Below are 15,993 nucleotides of genomic sequence, written 5' to 3' on the forward strand. Positions count from 1 at the left end.
GCCGGGGCGTCTTGCGTGTCGGCCGAAAGTCAGTTGATGACGGCCAGCACGTCGCGGGCGGAGAGGATCAGGTACTCCTCGCCGTTGTACTTGACCTCGGTGCCGCCGTACTTGGAGTAGATGACGACATCGCCGGCAGCCACGTCCACGGGGATGCGGTTGCCCTTGTCGTCGATCCGGCCGGGGCCGACCGCGATGACCTTGCCCTCTTGGGGCTTCTCCTTCGCGGTGTCCGGGATCACGAGGCCGGAAGCCGTCGTGGTCTCGGCCTCGCTGGCCTGGACGACGATCTTGTCCTCGAGCGGCTTGATGTTCACGCTCACCGGGCTGACCTCCACGGTCGTCGAAAGCGTTGGCAGGTTGCGTTTACGGCTCCTGCCACCCCGCCGTCGCGGGGGTCGGGGCGGTTGCTGGTGCCGTGCGACTAGCACTCTACCCATGCGAGTGCCAACGCTTCAACGAACCCCCACCAGAACGCCCCGACGGTGGGCCGCGCCACCTCCGGACGGCCGGGGGAGCGCCACCCCCAGGCGCGCTCCCCCGGCGCGGAACCGCACCTCAGGGGCCTCGTGACCACCTCGCGGCGCGGTCTTCGCGGGCACCGTCCCCGCGCGCACCGCCGGCCGGTCCGGCACCGCCGCCGCACCGGCACCGTCCCAGCATCCGGACGGGGCCGGCAGCCCCCGCACCCCGCGACCTACCCGGCGGGTTTGATCACCTCGTAGAGCGCGGTCCAGCTATCCCGCCCGTACCCGGCCTCGATCCCGCGCCGGTACAGGTCCTGGACGGCCTTCGGCAGCCCGGCGTCCACCCCGGCGGCCTCGCTCGCCCCCACGACGTGGTCCGCGGTCGCGCCCATCATCACGATGTTCGCCAGGTCGCCGGGGTGCTCGCCGCGGTCGACGGCGGTGATCGTCTCCTCCAGGTACACCCACATCGACCCGGCCAGTTCCTTGAGGTACGGCGCGAACCGGGCGGCGGTCACGCCCGCGCTGCGGACCAGGGCGACGCTGTGCAGCGCGGCGGCCAGCGTGGTCAGGAAGTAGTCGAGCTGCGCCTGGTAGAAGAGCTGGGCCAGGGAGTGGTCCTCGCCGAGGTACTCGGTGCGGCCGATCACCCGCAGCACGTCGGCGTGCTCCTCGAACACCGCGGTCGGACCGCTGTAGAAGACGTACGCGTCATCAGTCCCGACCAGCGGCGCGGGCACCATCACCCCACCCACCAGCAGTTCCGCCCCGCGTTCGGCGAGCCATGCGGCGGCCTCCAGGGTCTTGCCCGGGGTGTCGGAGCTGAGGTTGACGACCGTCTTCCCGGCCAGCTCGACGTCGCCCAGCACGTCGTGCATGGCCTGGTAGTCGGTCAGGCTCAGCACGACCAGCCGGTTGGCCTCGACGGCGGCGCGCGGCGTGGCGGCCCGGTGCGCGCCCCGGGCCACCAGGTCGTCGGCGCGGCTCGCGGTCCGGTTCCACACGGTGACGGGGTGGCCGAGCTCCAGGTACTTCGCGACCATGGCCTGCCCCATCGGGCCCAGGCCGATCAACGTCAGCGGCGTGCTCATCAGTGGTGTCCCGCTCTCCTCGGTAGGTGGGACCGAGGGTGCCGGTGGCCGCTGCGGGTCCGCTGCGGGTCCGCTGCGGACCTGGCTAACGTCGTGGTGTGCGATTCGGCGTGTTGGGGCCCTTGGCGGTGTGGGCGGCGGACGGGACCCCGGTCCGGGTGCCGGAGGCGAAGGTCCGGGCGCTGCTGGCCCACCTGCTGGTCGCCGAGGGCAGGCCGGTGCCGGTGGCGCGGCTCGGCGCGGCGCTGTGGGGCGACCGGCCGCCGGGCAACCCCGGGAACACGTTGCAGACCAAGGTGTCCGCGCTGCGCCGGGTGCTCGGCCGGGACGCGGTGACCTGGGAGCCGCCCGGGTACGCGCTGCGGGTCGGCGCGGGGTCGTCGGACCTGCTGGACTTCCGGGCCCGGGTCGCGGCGGGCGACCACGCCGGCGCGCTCGCGCTGTGGCGCGGGGAGCCGCTGGCGGAGTTCGCCGACGAGCCGTTCGCGGTGGGGTTCGCGCGCCGGCTCGACGAGGAGCGGCTCACCGTCCTGGAGGACTGGGCCCGAGCCCGGCTCGCCGCCGGGCTCCCGGTGGAGCTGGCCGACGAGGTGGCCCGGCACCCGCTGCGGGAGCGGCTGCGCGGCCTGCACATGCGGGCGCTGTTCCTGGCCGGGCGGCAGGTGGAGGCGCTGGAGAGCTACGCCGCGCTGCGCCGGCGGCTCGCCGACGAGCAGGGGCTGGAGCCCGGACCGGACCTGGTCGCCGTGCACCGCGAGGTGCTCGACCACGAGGTGGCGCGCCCGCGCACGAACCTGCCCGCGCCGGTGACCGAGCTGGTCGGGCGGGCCGACGCGGTGCGCGAGGTCCGGGCGCTGCTCGACACGTCCCGGCTGGTCACGCTCACCGGACCGGGCGGGGTCGGCAAGACCCGGCTGGCCGTGGCGACCGCCCGCGCGGTGTCCGCCGCCGACTGCGTGTGGCTGGTGGAGCTGGCCGGCCTGGACCGCGCCGACCGGCCGGGACCGGCGGCGGTCGCGGACGCGATCGCCCTCGTGCTCGGGATGCGCGAGGACGCGGTGGACGAGCCCGCCGACCGCCTGGTGGCCGCCGTGCGGGGCCGGGACGTCCTGCTGGTGCTGGACAACTGCGAGCGGCTGGTGGAGCCGGTGGCCCGGCTGGTGGCCGACCTGCTGCGCGCCGCGCCGGACCTCCGGGTGCTGGCCACCAGCCGGGAACCGCTGGGGCTGGCCGCCGAGACCGTGTGGTCCGTGCCGCCGCTGGACCTGCCCGACGCGGTCCGCCTGTTCGCCGCCCGTGCCGGGGCCGCCGCGCCCGGTTTCGCGCTGACCCCGGCCAACGCCGGGACGGTCGCGGCCGTCTGCCGGCGGCTCGACGGGCTCCCGCTCGCGCTGGAGCTGGCGGCCACCCGGGTCCGCGCGCTCGGCGTCGACGCCCTGCTGACCCGCCTGGACGACCGCTTCCGGCTGCTCGCCGCCGGGCACCGGGACGCGCCGGTCCGGCAGCGCACGCTGCGCGCCGTGATCGACTGGAGCTGGGAGCTGCTCACCGCCGCCGAGCGGACCGTGCTGCGCCGGCTGGCCGTCACGGTCGAGGGCTGCGACCTGGCCGCCGCCGAGGCGGTCTGCGGCGGCGGCGGCGTGCCGGCGCGGGACGTCGCGGACGTGCTCGCGAGCCTGGTCAACCGCTCGCTCGTGGTGGCCCCCGACCAGTTCGGCCCGCCCCGCTACCGGCTGCTCGAATCGGTGTCGGACTACGGCCGGGAACGCCTGCGCGAGGCCGGCGAGCTCGCCGAGGTCCGCCGCCGGCACGCGGCCCACTACCGGTCGCTGGCCGAGCGCGCCGACCCGGAGCTGCGCGGGCACGACCAGCTCGGGTGGCTGGCCCGGCTGGACGCGGACACCGCGAACCTGCGCGCCGCGCTCGACCTCGACCCCGGCCTGGCACAACACCTGGCGTGGTACTGGTTCCTGCGCGGGCGGATCCAGGAGGCCCGGCGGCACCTGACCGGGGCGTGGCTGGCCGGGTTCACCGTGCTGGCGGGTGACGCGGCCGAGCGGGTGGACCTCGCCGAGCCGGTGGACGTCGCCGACGACCCGCGCGCCGGGTGGTTCCTCGGGTACGTGCTGTCCACGGTCGGCGACATGGCGACCGGCGAGCGGTACACCGAACGCGCCCACGCCGAGTTCCTGGCGCGCGGCGACCGGTGGGGCGTGGCGGCGGCGCTCAGCGACCGGTTCAGCCAGGCCGTGCACCGGGGCGACCTGGACCGGGCGCGGGACGCCGCCGAGCGAGCCGACGAGCTGTTCACCGCGCTCGGCGACCGGTGGGGCCGGCTCCAGTCGGCGTTCGCCCTGGGCACCTACGCGCAACTGGTCGGCGACTACCCGAGGGCGACCCTGGTGCACACCGAGGGGCTGCGGCTGGCCGAGGAGCTCCAGTCGTGGCCCGAGGTGTCGTTCACGCTGTCCTGGCTGGGCCGGGTCGCGCTGCTGACCAAGGACTTCGCGGCGGCGCGGGCGTACCACGAGAGGGCCCGCCGGCTCGCCGCCGACCACGGCTTCTCCCCCGGCGAGATGTACGCGGAGACCGGGCTCGCGCTCGGCGCGCGCCAGGAGGGCGACCTGGACGAGGCGGACCGGCTCCTGCCGCGCATCCAGGAGTGGCACCGGCGGGTCGGGTTCGAGGCCGCCTCGTCACTCGTGCTGGCCGAACGCGGGTTCGTCGCCGAACTCCGGGGCGACGTCGAGGCCGCGCTGAAGCTCCAGGAGGAGGGCCTGCACCTGGCCCGGCAGACGCACGACCCCCGGGCCGTCGCACTCGGCCAGGAAGGTCTGGCGGGCGCGCGGGCGCTGGCGGGCGACCACGGCGAAGCCGCCCGCCTGCTCGGCCGGGCCGCCGCGAACCGCCTCTCGGTCGGCGTCCCGCTGCCGCCCGCGCAGCGGTACGACGTGGACCGGATCACCGCCGCGACCCGCGCCGCGCTGGGCGACGAGCACTTCGAGCGGGCGTTCGCCGAAGGCCGGGCGGACCGCTCCTGACCGGGTGCGCCCTCAGCCGACCTGGATCGTGCCCACGGGCAGGCCGGGCGTCGTGGACAGGTCCATCCGGGACGGTTCCGCGCCCGCCGCCACCAGGTGCGCGCCCAGCGCCGCGATCATCGCGCCGTTGTCCGTGCACAGCCGGGGCTTCGGCACCCGCAGCCCGATCCCCGCCTCGGCGCACCGCTGGGCCGCCAGCCCGGACAGCCGCGAGTTCGCCGCCACCCCGCCGGAGATCACCATCGTGTCCACGCCGAGGTCCTGGCACGCCCGGACCGCCTTCGCGGTCAGCACGTCCGCCACCGCCTCCTGGAACGACGCGGCCACGTCCGCCAGCGGGACCTCCTCGCCGGCGCGCTCCCGGCGCTCCACCCACCGGGCGACCGACGTCTTCAGGCCGGAGAACGAGAAGTCGTACTTCGAGTCCCGGGGCCCGGTCAGCCCGCGCGGGAACGCGATCGCGCACCCGTTGCCCCGCTTGGCGAGCGCGTCGATCGGCGGGCCGCCGGGGTACGGGAGGTCCAGCAGCCGGGCCACCTTGTCGTACGCCTCGCCCGCCGCGTCGTCCACGGTGGACCCGATCTCGGTGATCTTGTCCGCCAGGCCCTCGACCAGCAGGAGCTGCGAGTGCCCGCCGGACACCAGCAGCGCCACGCACCGCTCGGGCAGCGGACCGTGCTGGAGGGTGGACGCCGCCACGTGCCCGGCGAGGTGGTTCACGCCGTAGAGCGGCTTGCCCAGCGCCGCCGCGTACGCCTTGGCCGCCGACACGCCGACCAGCAGCGCGCCCGCGAGCCCCGGACCGGCGGTGACCGCGATGGAGTGGACGTCGGACAGCTCGATCCCGGCCTGCTCCGCGGCCCGGCGCACGGTCGGCACCATGGCCTCCAGGTGGGCCCGCGACGCCACCTCGGGCACCACGCCGCCGAACCGGGCGTGCTCCTCGACGCTGGAGGCGACCTCGTCGGCGAGCAGTTCCAGGGCACCGTCCGGACCGAGCCGGACGATGCCGACGCCCGTCTCGTCGCACGAGCTCTCGATACCGAGGATGAGCCGGTCAGTCACGGTTCGCGGGCCTTCCCATCGTGTACGCGTCGGCACCCGACGGCTGGTAGTAGCGGCGGCGCAGGCCGAGGCGCTCGAAGCCGTGCGCCAGGTAGAGCGCGATCGCGGGCGCGTTGTCCGTGCGGACCTCCAGGAACACCGGCAGGCCCAGTTCGTCGGCCTTGGCCAGCAGGGTCCGCAGCAGGGTCCGGCCCACCCCGCCGCGCTGGCGGTCCGCGACCACGGCGAGGGTGTGCACGCTCGACTCGAAGTCGGTCAGGCCCAGCCCGGCGTAGCCGATCAGCTCGCCGTCGACGTGCGCGCCGAGGTAGAAGTTGCCGCCGGCGAGCTCGCCGCGGAACGCGTCCTCGCTCCACGGGTCGTCACCGGGGAACAGGTCGTGCTCGATCTCGGCGCAGCGCGCGGCGTCCTCGGGCCGCAGCGGCCCGATGGTCAGCTCGCCCTGCCTCACCGGGTCACCCGCTTGCGCCCGGTGGGCTCCACGGCGTCCGGGCGGCGCAGGTAGAGCGGGGTGAGCGCGGCCGGGCGGGCACCGGCCAGCAGCTCCTCGGCGGCCACCGCGACCAGGGACACCGGCGACGGGTGCAGCGCGTCCACCAGCGGCAGGCCCAGCACGTCGGCGTAGATCCGCGCGCCCTCGCCGGCGGCGCGCTGGGGCGTCTGCCGGAGCTTCGCCGGCACCTCGGCGGGGCGGTCGACGTGCGGACCGTCGGTCCGCCGGCCGGCGGCGTCGTAGGTGGCCCAGTAGACCTCCTTGCGGCGGGCGTCCGTGGCGACCAGCAGCGGAGCCCCGGTGCACGCGTCCAGGGCGATGGCGTCCGGCGTCGCCACCGGGTAGACCGGCCGGTTCAGGGCCTGGCCGAGCGCGGCGGCGGTCACCAGGCCGACCCGCAGACCGGTGAACGGCCCGGGTCCCGCGCCGCAGACCACCGCGTCCAGTTCGGACAGCGCGCGGCCGGCTTCGGCCATGGCCTCCTGGACGTGGGGCGTCAGCAGCTCACCGTGGGCCTTCGCGTTCACCGTCACCCGCTGGGCGAGCAGGCGCGGGGGCGACCCGGCGGTCAGTTCGACCACCCCGGCGGTCACGGCGGGCGTGGCGGTGTCCAAAGCGAGCACGAGCACAATCGCCAAGGGTACGGGTGCGGCCGGTCACACTGGACTTGACGTCGGCGTCAAGTCGGAGGATCTGCCTCGTGCGCATCGGTGAACTGGCTCAGCGGGGTGGGACGACCACCCGGGCGCTGCGCTACTACGAGTCCCTGGGCCTGCTCACCGCGCGGCGGACCTCCAACGGTCAGCGCGAGTACGACGAGGACGACGTGCGCCTGGTCGCCGAGATCCGCTCGCTGGCCGACATCGGGTTCGCGCTGGAGGACACCCGGCCGTTCGTCGAGTGCCTCCGCGACGGTCACACCAGCGGCGACGCGTGCCCCGCCTCGGTGGCGGTGTACCGGCGCAAGCTGGCCGAGCTGGACGAGTGCATCGCCCGGCTGGAGGCCGCCCGCGGTCGCGTGCGCACGCAACTGGAACTGGCCGAGCAGAGGAGACGCCCGTGCGCACGCTGACCGACGACACGTTCACCGAGGGGGTCCGCGCCGGAGCGGTGCTGGTCGAGTTCACCGCGAGCTGGTGCCCGCCGTGCCGGATGATCGAACCGGTGCTGGCCGAGCTGGACCGGGAGCTCGACGCGGTGGACTTCGCCAAGATCGACACCGACGACAACCCGCGCACGGCCCGCGACCTGGGCGTGCTGGGGATGCCGACGCTCCAGCTCTACCGGGACGGCGAACTGGTCGCCCAGCTCGTCGGCGCGCGGCCGAAGGCGCAGCTCATGGCGTGGCTCGAACCACACTTGTGATGCGCGTCGCGGCGGGTGCGGCCATGGTGGGCGGATGCTGCTGCCCGCCCTGGCGACCCCGCCCGCGAAAGTGGCCCTGCGCTTCCCGGGCCACGAGCTGACCTACGCCGAGCTGGCCGACCGGGCCCGCGCCGTCGCCGCCGGCCTGGTCGGCCGGCGGCGGATCGCGGTGTGGGCGCGGCCGGACGTGCGCACGTGCGTGACCATCGTGGGCGCGCTGCTCGCGGGGGTGCCGGTGGTGCCGCTCAACCCGAAGCTCGGGGAGCGCGAGCTGGCGCACGTCCTCGCCGACAGCGCGCCCGACCTCGTGGTCGACGACGTGCTGCCGTCCGGTCCGGCGGTGGACCTGCCCGAGCCCGACGGCGAAGCGCCCGCGCTGATCGTCTACACCTCGGGCACCACCGGGCCGCCGAAGGGCGTCGTGCTGCCGCGCCGCGCGCTGGCGTCGAACCTGGACGCGCTGGCGGCGGCCTGGGAGTGGACCGCCGACGACGTGGTGGTGCACGGTTTGCCGCTGTTCCACGTGCACGGCCTGGGCGTGGGCGTGATCGGTCCGCTGCGGCGCGGCGGCACGGTGCACCACCTCGGGTCGTTCAGCGTGGCGGCGGCGGCCGAGGCGCTGGACACCGCCGGCACCGTGCTGTTCGGCGTCCCGACCATGTACCACCGGATCGCCGCCGCGCCCGAGCACGCGCCGGCGTTCGCCAGGGCCCGGCTGCTGGTGTCGGGTTCCGCACCGCTGCCGGTGATCGTGCACGCGCGGCTGGAGGAGCTGACCGGGCAGCGGGTGGTCGAGCGGTACGGCATGACCGAGACCCTGATGAACACCAGCGTCCGCGCGTCCGGCGACCGCCGCCCCGGCACGGTGGGCCCGCCGCTGGACGGCGTCGAGGTCCGGGTGGTGGGCGACGAGCCGGGCGAGATCGAGGTGCGCGGGCCGAACCTGTTCCTGGAGTACCTGAACCTCCCGGACGCGACCCGCGAGGCGTTCGTGGACGGCGGGTGGTTCCGCACCGGCGACCTGGCCGTGGTGGAGCCGGACGGCGCGCTGCGGATCGTCGGCCGGCGGGCCACCGACCTGATCAAGAGCGGCGGCTACAAGATCGGCGCGGGCGAGGTCGAGAACGCCTTGCTGGAACACCCCGGCGTGGCCGAGGTGGCGGTGACCGGTGAACCCGACGAGGACCTGGGCGAGCGGATCGTGGCGTGGGTGGTGCCGACCGGGGCCCCGGTCGCGGAGGGGGAGCTGGCCGACCACGTGGCCCGCCTGCTCACCCCGCACAAGCGCCCCCGGGTGGTGCGCTTCCTGGACGCGTTGCCGCGCAACGAGATGGGCAAGGTGCTCAAGCGGGAACTGGGATGACCCCCGCCGCCCGGCGACCACCCCGCCGCCGCCCGGCGACCACCGCGCGGGTAGCGGTCGGTCAGCCGGGCAGCTCCCGTTCCGCCCACGTCCCGTGCGGCTGGAGGCGGGCGGTGCGCACGTCGTCGTCGTGCCGTTCCAGGGTGATCAGCAGGTGGTCGTCGGACAACCGCTCCGCGACGCCCTCGCCCCACTCCACCGCCACCACCGCGTCCACCAGGTCGGTGTCCAGGTCGAGGTCGTCCAACTCGTCCAGGTCGCCGCCCAGCCGGTAGGCGTCGACGTGCACCAGCGGCACACCCCGACCGCCGGGCGCGGGGTCGTGCACGCGCGCGATCACGAACGTCGGCGAGCTCACCCGCCCGGCCACGCCCAGGCCGGCCGCCAGGCCGCGCACCAGGGCCGTCTTCCCGGCACCCAGCGGGCCGGCCAGCAGCAGCAGGTCCCCGCCGCGCACCAGCCCGCCCAGCCTGCGCCCGAACTCCTCGGTGTCCTCCACCTTCGGGAGGGTCACGCTCGTCGCCACCACCGCCGCCTGTTCTCCGTCCGTTCCACGGCACTGCGCCGGATCAGGGCCACCAGGTGCCCGGTCACCACGTCCGGCTGCTCCAACATCACCATGTGCCCCGCGCCGGGCACCCGGACCAGCTCGCCGTGCGGCATCTCCTCGGCCATCCGCTCGGCGTGCGAGAACGGCGTCAGCTTGTCCGCGTCGCCGCCGACCACCAGCACCTCGCAGTGCCGCAGCCCGACCAGCGCCTTGTAGCGGTCGTGCGTGCCGAGCGTCTCCAGGAACTCGGTGAGCACCTGCACGGACGTCCTGCTGATCATCTGCTCCATCAGGTCGACCAGCGACGCGCTGACGTTCCGGTCGCCGAACGCGAACGCCCGGATGCCGCTCCACGTCACCGTGCCCGCCCGTCGCCGCACCCACTCCACGAGACCCGGCTGGAGGCCGGCGAGCCGGCCGACGCCCAGGGTGACCGGGTTGTACCGGGACAGCACCGACCTGGGCAACCCCGCGCCGCCGACCGCGCCCGCCGCCGTGCCGACCAGCGCGACACCCCACACCCGGTCGGCGAACAGCTCCGGCTGGAGCTCGGCCAGCGCCATGATCGTCATGCCGCCCATCGAGTGCCCGACCAGCACGAGCGGCCCGTCCGGCACGACGGCCCGGAGCACCGAGGCCAGGTCGTGCGCGAGCTGCTCGATCGTGCCGGCCCCGGCCGTCGACCGGCCGGACCGCCCGTGACCGCGCTGGTCGTAGAGCACCTGGCGGACCCTCGGCCCGGTCAGCCCGGCCAGGTCCCGCCGCTGGAAGTGCCAGCACCGCCGGTCCAGCGCGAAGCCGTGCACCAGCACGACGGTCAGGTCGGGCTCGCCGCCGCCGTCCGGGTCGACCTCCTCGACCGACAGCGGCGTGCCGTCGTCGGCGGCCACCGTCGACTCGCGGCTGGGCGTCAGCCTGCCCAGCGGCTCGTCCGCCAGCGGGTCGTCCGCCAACCGGTCGTGGGACACCTTCTTCTGGTTCGCGGCCACGCCGACCGCGACGCCGGTGACCGCCGCGCCGAGGATGCCGCCGGCCCAGCCGACGGCCTTCCACACCGTGTTCACCGGTAGGTCCTGGTCACCCGGGGCCGGTACATGCCGGTGACGATCTCGTAGTCGATGGTCCCGGTGGTGTCGGCCCACTCGCGGGCGGTCGGCTCGCCGTGCGCGCCGGTGCCGAACAGCACCACCTCGTCGCCCTCGGCCACCGGGTCGTCGCCGCAGTCCACGACCACCTGGTCCATGCACACCCGGCCGACCACGGGCCGCCGCCGGCCCGCGAGCCACACGTGCATCCGGTGGGACAGGGAGCGCGGCACGCCGTCGGCGTACCCGACCGGCACCAGGGCCACGGTCGTCTCGCTCTTCGCGGTCCAGCTCATCCCGTAGGACACCGACTCGCCGACCGGGATGCGCTTGGCGAGCGCCACCGACGAGCGGAACGTCATCACCGGCCGCAGGTCGAAGGGCTCCGGCACCGGGTTGAGCCCGTACACCGCGATGCCCGGCCGGACCAGGTCGAAGTGCAGGTCGGGACGGGTCAGCAGGGCCGCCGAGTTGGCCAGGTGCCGGATCGGGTCCAGCCCGGCCGCGACCGCCTCGCGGTAGGCGTCGTCGAACCGCCCGGCCTGCGCGTCGGTCGCCGGGTGCCCGATCTCGTCGGCGACGGCGAGGTGGGACCACACCGCGTGCACCAGGACCTCCGGCGTGGCCGCGGCCTCCGCCACCAGCGCGGCCCACCCGTCGGGCCGGGACCCGTTGCGGGACAGCCCGGTGTCGATCTTCAGGTGGATCCGGGCCCGCCGGCCGACCGCCCGCGCCGCCCCGGCCACGGCGGCGAGCTGCCGCACCGACGACACCGAGAGGTCCACACCGGCCTCGACGCCCGGCGCGTAGTCCGTGCCCGGCGGGTCCAGCCACGCCAGCACGGGCGCGTCGATCCCGGCGGCGCGCAGCGCCAGCGCCTCGGCGAGCGAGCACGAGCCGAGCCAGGTCGCGCCCGCCTCCAGCGCCGCCCTGGCGACCCGCGCGGCACCGTGCCCGTACCCGTCCGCCTTCACCACGACCATCGTCTCGGCGCGGCCGGCCGTGCGGTCCAGGTACTCGACGTTGTGCCGGAGGTTGTCGAGGTCGATCACGACCTCAGCGCGAGGAGCAGCCATAACACCGTTCATGGTGACACAGGGGTCGGTCGGCGGCCGTGGCCGGGCGCGGGCTACGACACCTCCCGGCGCACGGCCCGGACCGCGTCCGGCACGGCCGCCAGCAGCGCCGTGGCCGGGATCGGCGCGCCGTCCGCCGCGAGGTCGGCCGCCAGGACGTGCAGCCGGACGGCGCAACCGGCGGCGAGCAGCGGGTCCAGCCCGGCCGCGAGCAGCGAGCCGATCAACCCGGACAGCACGTCGCCGGAACCGGCGGTGGCCGCCCACGACGTGCGGGCCCGGTTGACCAGGACCCGGCCGTCCGGTCCCGCGACGACCGTGGCGTGGCCCTTGAGCAGCACGACCGCCCCGAACCTCGCGGCGGCGCGCTGGGCCGCCGCGACCCGGTCCGGGCCGACCTCGCCGGCCAGCCGCTCGTACTCCCGGTCGTGCGGGGTGAGCACGACCGGGGTGTCCGGGTCGCGGGCGTCCCACAGGTCCGGGTTGTTGGCGAGCACGGTGATGGCGTCGGCGTCCGCGCACACCGGGACCCCGGCCTCCAGCACCGCGCGCACCACGTCCTCCGCGCCGAGCCCGGTGCCCAGGCCGGGCCCGACCACCCAGGACTGCACGCGCCCCGCGTCGGTGATCGACCCGGTGCAGATCGCCTCCGGCCAGCGCGCCCGGACGTCCTCGGCCGCCGCTCCCGCGTACCGCACCATCCCGGAGGTCGCGAGCAGCGCCGACCCGGTCGCCAGCACGGCCGCGCCGGGGTAGGTCGCCGAGCCGGCGGCGACGCCCGTCACGCCCTGGGTGTACTTGTCGTCGTCCGGACCGGGCACGGGCCAGGCCGCGCCGACGTCCACGAGGTCGAGCTCGACCAGGTCCGGGCCGCCGAGCTCCGGCCCCAGCCCGAGGTCCACCAGCCGCACGTCACCGCAGTCCGCCAGCACGTGCACGGGCTTCAGGCAGCCGAACGTGACGGTCACCGCGGCCCGCACGGCGGGCCCGTCGACCGCCCCGGTGTCCGGGTCGACGCCGCTGGGCAGGTCGACGGCGAGCACCGGCGCGTCGAGGTGGGCGACGTGCTCGGCGGCGGCGGGCCGCAGCGGGCCGCGCCCGGACAGCCCGACGATCCCGTCCACCACCAGGTCGACGTCGCGGAGCCGGTCCACCACCCGCCCGCCGGCCCGCCGGAACGCGGCGAGCCCCTCGGCGTGCGCCCGAGCCGGGTCGAGCAGCACCGCCGACACCGCGATCCCGCGCCGCCGCAGGTAGTACCCCGCCCACAGCGCGTCGCCGCCGTTGTTGCCCGCGCCGACCAGCAGCCCGACCCGCCCACGCCCGCCGAGCACGTCGACCGCCGCGACGGCCACGCCGAACGCCGCCCGCCGCATCAGCGACCCGGCGGGCACCCGCGCCAGGACGCGCTCCTCGGCCGCCCGAACCCGATCAGTGGTCCACAGTCCCCGCATAGCGCGCCAGCCTGCCCTCTCGCCGCGTTCCCCGCACCGCCGGGTGGCGGCTCACTCGACGGTCACCGACTTGGCCAGGTTGCGCGGCTTGTCCACGTCGTAGCCCCGGCTGCGGGCGATCTCGGCGGCCAGCACCTGGAGCGGCACGGTGGAGATCAGCGGCTGGAGGAGCGTGGGCACCGCGGGCACCTCGATCAGGTGGTCGGCGAACGGCCGGACCGTCTCGTCGCCCTCCTCGGCGATCACGATCGTCCGCGCGCCGCGCGCCTGGATCTCGCTGATGTTGGACACCAGCTTCGAGTGCAGCACCGCGCGGCCCTTGGGCGACGGCATGATCACGACGACCGGCAGGCCCTCTTCGATCAGCGCGATCGGCCCGTGCTTGAGCTCGCCCGCCGCGAAGCCCTCGGCGTGCATGTAGGCCAGTTCCTTCAGCTTCAGCGCGCCCTCCAGCGCCACCGGGTAGCCGACGTGCCTGCCCAGGAACAGCACGGCCTTCGAGTCGGCCAGCTCCCGGCCGAGCGCGCGCACCTGGTCGACGGTGCCCAGCACCCGCTCGACGGCGCGCGGCATGGCCTCCAGCTCGTGGAACTCGCGGGCCACCTCGTCCGGGTACTTGGTGCCGCGCGCCTGCGCCAGCGCCAGGCCGACCAGGTAGTTGGCCGCGATCTGGGCGAGGAACGCCTTGGTCGACGCGACGCCGATCTCCGGACCCGCGTGGGTGTAGAGCACCGCGTCGGACTCGCGCGGGATCTGCGCGCCGTTGGTGTTGCACACCGCCAGCACGCGCGCCTTCTGCGCGCGGGCGTGCCGCACGGCCTCCAGCGTGTCGGCGGTCTCGCCGGACTGGGACACCGCGACGACCAGCGTGTCCCGGTCCAGCACCGGGTCCCGGTAGCGGAACTCGGAGGCCAGCTCGACCTCGACGGGCAGGCGGGTCCAGTGCTCGATCGCGTACTTGGCGACCAGGCCCGAGTGGTAGGCCGAGCCGCAGGCCACCACGAACACCTTGTCGACGTCCCGCAGGTCCTGGTCGGACAGGCGCTGCTCGTCCAGCACGATCCGGCCGGCGCGGAAGTGGCCGCGCAGCGTGTTCGCGAGGGCTTCGGGCTGCTCCTCGATCTCCTTGAGCATGAAGTACTCGTGGCCGCCCTTCTCGGCGGCCGAGAGGTCCCAGTTGACCGTGAAGGGCTTGGCCTCGGCGGGCTCGCCGTCGAAGTCGGTGACGGTGTAGCCGGACCGGTCGACGACGACGACCTGGTCCTGCCCCAGCTCCACCGCCTCGCGGGTGTGCTCGATGAACGCCGACACGTCCGAGGCGACGAACGTCTCACCCTCGCCGACGCCCACCACGAGGGGGGACGAGCGGCGGGCCGCGATCACCAGGTCCGGCTCGTCGGCGTGGGTCACCACGAGGGTGAAGGCACCCTCCAGGCGGCGGACCACGGCGCGCACCGACGCGGCCAGGTCGCCCTTGGTGTCGCCCTCGTCGTAGGCGAACGCCACCAGGTGGGCGGTGGTCTCGGTGTCGGTGTCGCTGGTCATCTCGACGCCGCGCGCTTCGAGCTCGGCGCGCAGGGCGGCGAAGTTCTCGATGATGCCGTTGTGCACCACGGCGACCCGGCCGGTCGCGTCGCGGTGCGGGTGGGAGTTGCGGTCGATCGGCGCGCCGTGCGTCGCCCACCGGGTGTGGCCCATGCCGGCGGTGCCCGCGAAACCGGCGCGTCCCACCTCGTCCAGCCGGGCCTCCAGGTTGGCCAGCCGACCCGCCTTGCGCTCCACGGCCAAGCCGCCCGCGCCGTCCAGCACGGCGACGCCGGCCGAGTCGTAGCCCCGGTACTCCAGCCGACGAAGCCCGTCCAGCACCACGTCCAACGCCGAGCGGTGGCCCACGTATCCCACGATTCCGCACACGCTGACAGCGTAACCAGACCAGGGTTATCACCCGAAAGGGCCACTTCAGGACGTTCGTGCAGGTCAGAGCGTTGAGTGGTGTAGACCAATCGAGGCGTGCGGTGCGGGTGCGCGATCGACTACCGTTCAGCCGGTGAGCGGCTACTCGGCGAAGCAGGTGCTCGACCAGCTCGGCAGGCCCGGTGAGCACCCGGTCCTGCGCGGCGACCTGGCCCTGGTGGGGCTGCCCGGCCTGGTCTACACCCCGGCGGCGGGCCTCGGCCTGCCCGCGGTGGCGTTCGGCCACGGCTGGTTGCAGCCGGTGGAGCGGTACCGGGCGCTGCTGCGGCACCTGGCGTCGTGGGGCGTCGTCGCCGCCGCGCCGGGCACCCAGCGCGGGCCGCTGATGTCGTCCCGGCTGCTCGCCGGGAACCTGCGGACCACGCTGGACGTCTGCGCCGGGGTCCGGCTGGGCGAGGGCGACATCAGCGTCGACCCGGAGCGGCTCGCGGTCGCCGGGCACTCGACGGGCGGCGGCGCGGCCGTGCTCGCGGCGGCCGAGGACGAGCGGGTGCGGGCCGTGGTGACGTTCGCCGCATCCGACACCCGGCCGTCGGCGCTCGACGCGGCGCGCGGCGTGTCGGTGCCCGGGTTGCACCTGGCGGCGGCCGACGACCGGATCGCACCGCCGGTCGGGCACGCGGAGGCGATCGCCGAGGCGTGGGCGGGGCCGGTGCAGTTGCGGGTGCTGCCGAAGACCAGCCACCTCGGGTTCGCCGAGGGCCGGCACTGGAGCGAACTGCTGCTCGACGGCAAGGGCGAGCGGGCGGCGCAGAAGTTCGCGAGGGCGCTGACCACGGCGTTCCTGCTGCGCGTGCTCAAGGGCGACCGGCGGTGGGACGCCCTGCTGGACAACGACGTCAAGGGCGCGCCGCTGACCCGTCAACGCGGTGCCACGCCCCGGGGCGGCGCGGTACCCGCCCGCCGCTGATCGCGGGCACCGACCACCTGCCGCAGGCTCACGCGGCCCCGGACGCACCTCGGCCCCGG

General features: G+C 75.3%; 15 protein-coding genes. 5 read left to right on the top strand and 10 right to left on the bottom strand.

What is annotated here, in order from left to right; translation table 11 throughout:
• Window positions 1-29 precede the first annotated feature (29 nt).
• Both groES and AB0G01_RS07240 read right to left on the bottom strand, forming a co-directional pair.
• The gene (gene groES / locus AB0G01_RS07235; RefSeq protein ID WP_360940663.1) at window positions 30-323 is read right to left on the bottom strand and encodes a co-chaperone GroES; all 294 of its coding nucleotides are present in this window, start codon (window positions 321-323) and stop codon (window positions 30-32) included.
• Between the two features lie 374 nt (window positions 324-697).
• Window positions 698-1,558, bottom strand: a complete 861-nt coding sequence (locus AB0G01_RS07240; RefSeq protein ID WP_360940665.1) for an NAD(P)-binding domain-containing protein — start codon at window positions 1,556-1,558, stop codon at window positions 698-700.
• Window positions 1,559-1,656: 98 nt separating this feature from the next.
• On the opposite strand from AB0G01_RS07240, the gene AB0G01_RS07245 reads away from it, so the two are divergent.
• Window positions 1,657-4,599 carry a BTAD domain-containing putative transcriptional regulator gene (locus tag AB0G01_RS07245; protein WP_360940667.1) on the top strand — a complete coding sequence of 981 codons (2,943 nt, stop codon included), beginning with the start codon at window positions 1,657-1,659 and terminating at the stop codon, window positions 4,597-4,599.
• Window positions 4,600-4,611: 12 nt separating this feature from the next.
• On the opposite strand, the gene tsaD is transcribed toward AB0G01_RS07245, so the two are convergent.
• Genes tsaD through tsaB form a run of 3 tightly spaced genes read right to left on the bottom strand, consistent with a single transcriptional unit; the run spans window position 4,612 to window position 6,786 of the window.
• Window positions 4,612-5,664 (bottom strand): tRNA (adenosine(37)-N6)-threonylcarbamoyltransferase complex transferase subunit TsaD, encoded by a 1,053-nt coding sequence (gene tsaD / locus AB0G01_RS07250; protein WP_360940669.1) that lies wholly within the window; start codon window positions 5,662-5,664, stop codon window positions 4,612-4,614.
• Entirely contained in the window at window positions 5,657-6,100 is a 444-nt protein-coding gene (rimI, locus tag AB0G01_RS07255; protein ID WP_360941268.1) for a ribosomal protein S18-alanine N-acetyltransferase, read from the bottom strand. The genes tsaD and rimI overlap by 8 nt, the downstream gene beginning before the upstream one ends.
• Window positions 6,101-6,111: 11 nt before the next feature.
• Complete coding sequence (gene tsaB / locus AB0G01_RS07260) at window positions 6,112-6,786, bottom strand: tRNA (adenosine(37)-N6)-threonylcarbamoyltransferase complex dimerization subunit type 1 TsaB (RefSeq protein WP_360940671.1); 675 nt, start codon at window positions 6,784-6,786, stop codon at window positions 6,112-6,114.
• 71 nt (window positions 6,787-6,857) lie between these two features.
• On the opposite strand from tsaB, the gene AB0G01_RS07265 reads away from it, so the two are divergent.
• From AB0G01_RS07265 to AB0G01_RS07275, 3 genes are read left to right on the top strand one after another with little or no spacing between them, the layout of a single operon-like run.
• Complete coding sequence (locus tag AB0G01_RS07265; RefSeq protein ID WP_360940673.1) at window positions 6,858-7,229, top strand: MerR family transcriptional regulator; 372 nt, start codon at window positions 6,858-6,860, stop codon at window positions 7,227-7,229.
• Entirely contained in the window at window positions 7,217-7,522 is a 306-nt protein-coding gene (locus AB0G01_RS07270) for a thioredoxin family protein (RefSeq protein WP_360940675.1), read from the top strand. The genes AB0G01_RS07265 and AB0G01_RS07270 overlap by 13 nt, the downstream gene beginning before the upstream one ends.
• Window positions 7,523-7,556: 34 nt before the next feature.
• Window positions 7,557-8,885 carry an acyl-CoA synthetase gene (locus AB0G01_RS07275; protein ID WP_360940677.1) on the top strand — a complete coding sequence of 443 codons (1,329 nt, stop codon included), beginning with the start codon at window positions 7,557-7,559 and terminating at the stop codon, window positions 8,883-8,885.
• Between the two features lie 61 nt (window positions 8,886-8,946).
• Here the strand turns inward: AB0G01_RS07275 and tsaE are convergent, their stop codons facing one another.
• From tsaE to glmS, 5 genes are read right to left on the bottom strand one after another with little or no spacing between them, the layout of a single operon-like run.
• Window positions 8,947-9,414, bottom strand: a complete 468-nt coding sequence (gene tsaE, locus AB0G01_RS07280) for a tRNA (adenosine(37)-N6)-threonylcarbamoyltransferase complex ATPase subunit type 1 TsaE (protein WP_360940679.1) — start codon at window positions 9,412-9,414, stop codon at window positions 8,947-8,949.
• Window positions 9,396-10,490 (bottom strand): alpha/beta hydrolase, encoded by a 1,095-nt coding sequence (locus AB0G01_RS07285; RefSeq protein WP_360941271.1) that lies wholly within the window; start codon window positions 10,488-10,490, stop codon window positions 9,396-9,398. Before AB0G01_RS07285 ends, tsaE begins: the two co-directional genes overlap by 19 nt.
• A gap of 5 nt (window positions 10,491-10,495) precedes the next feature.
• Window positions 10,496-11,596, bottom strand: coding sequence for an alanine racemase (gene alr, locus AB0G01_RS07290; protein ID WP_360940681.1), 1,101 nt, complete (start codon window positions 11,594-11,596; stop codon window positions 10,496-10,498).
• A gap of 53 nt (window positions 11,597-11,649) precedes the next feature.
• Entirely contained in the window at window positions 11,650-13,050 is a 1,401-nt protein-coding gene (locus tag AB0G01_RS07295; protein ID WP_360940683.1) for an NAD(P)H-hydrate dehydratase, read from the bottom strand.
• Window positions 13,051-13,101: 51 nt separating this feature from the next.
• Window positions 13,102-14,964 (bottom strand): glutamine--fructose-6-phosphate transaminase (isomerizing), encoded by a 1,863-nt coding sequence (gene glmS, locus AB0G01_RS07300; RefSeq protein WP_360940685.1) that lies wholly within the window; start codon window positions 14,962-14,964, stop codon window positions 13,102-13,104.
• A 133-nt stretch (window positions 14,965-15,097) separates the two neighbouring features.
• Between glmS and AB0G01_RS07305 the strand changes: the two genes are divergently transcribed.
• A complete protein-coding gene (locus AB0G01_RS07305) occupies window positions 15,098-15,934 on the top strand; it encodes a dienelactone hydrolase family protein (protein ID WP_360940687.1) in 837 nt (278 codons plus the stop codon).
• The last annotated feature ends 59 nt before the right edge of the window (window positions 15,935-15,993 follow it).

Source organism: Actinosynnema sp. NPDC023587, assembly GCF_040640215.1.
In the GTDB taxonomy this organism is placed as follows: Bacteria; Actinomycetota; Actinomycetes; order Mycobacteriales; family Pseudonocardiaceae; genus Actinosynnema.

Coding starts and splice junctions, on each gene's coding strand:
- AB0G01_RS07240 (WP_360940665.1), bottom strand. CDS start 1,558: ATGAGCACGCCGCTGACGTTGATCGGCCTGGGCCCGATGGGGCAGGCC.
- alr (WP_360940681.1), bottom strand. CDS start 11,596: ATGGCTGCTCCTCGCGCTGAGGTCGTGATCGACCTCGACAACCTCCGG.
- AB0G01_RS07295 (WP_360940683.1), bottom strand. CDS start 13,050: ATGCGGGGACTGTGGACCACTGATCGGGTTCGGGCGGCCGAGGAGCGC.
- AB0G01_RS07275 (WP_360940677.1), top strand. CDS start 7,557: ATGCTGCTGCCCGCCCTGGCGACCCCGCCCGCGAAAGTGGCCCTGCGC.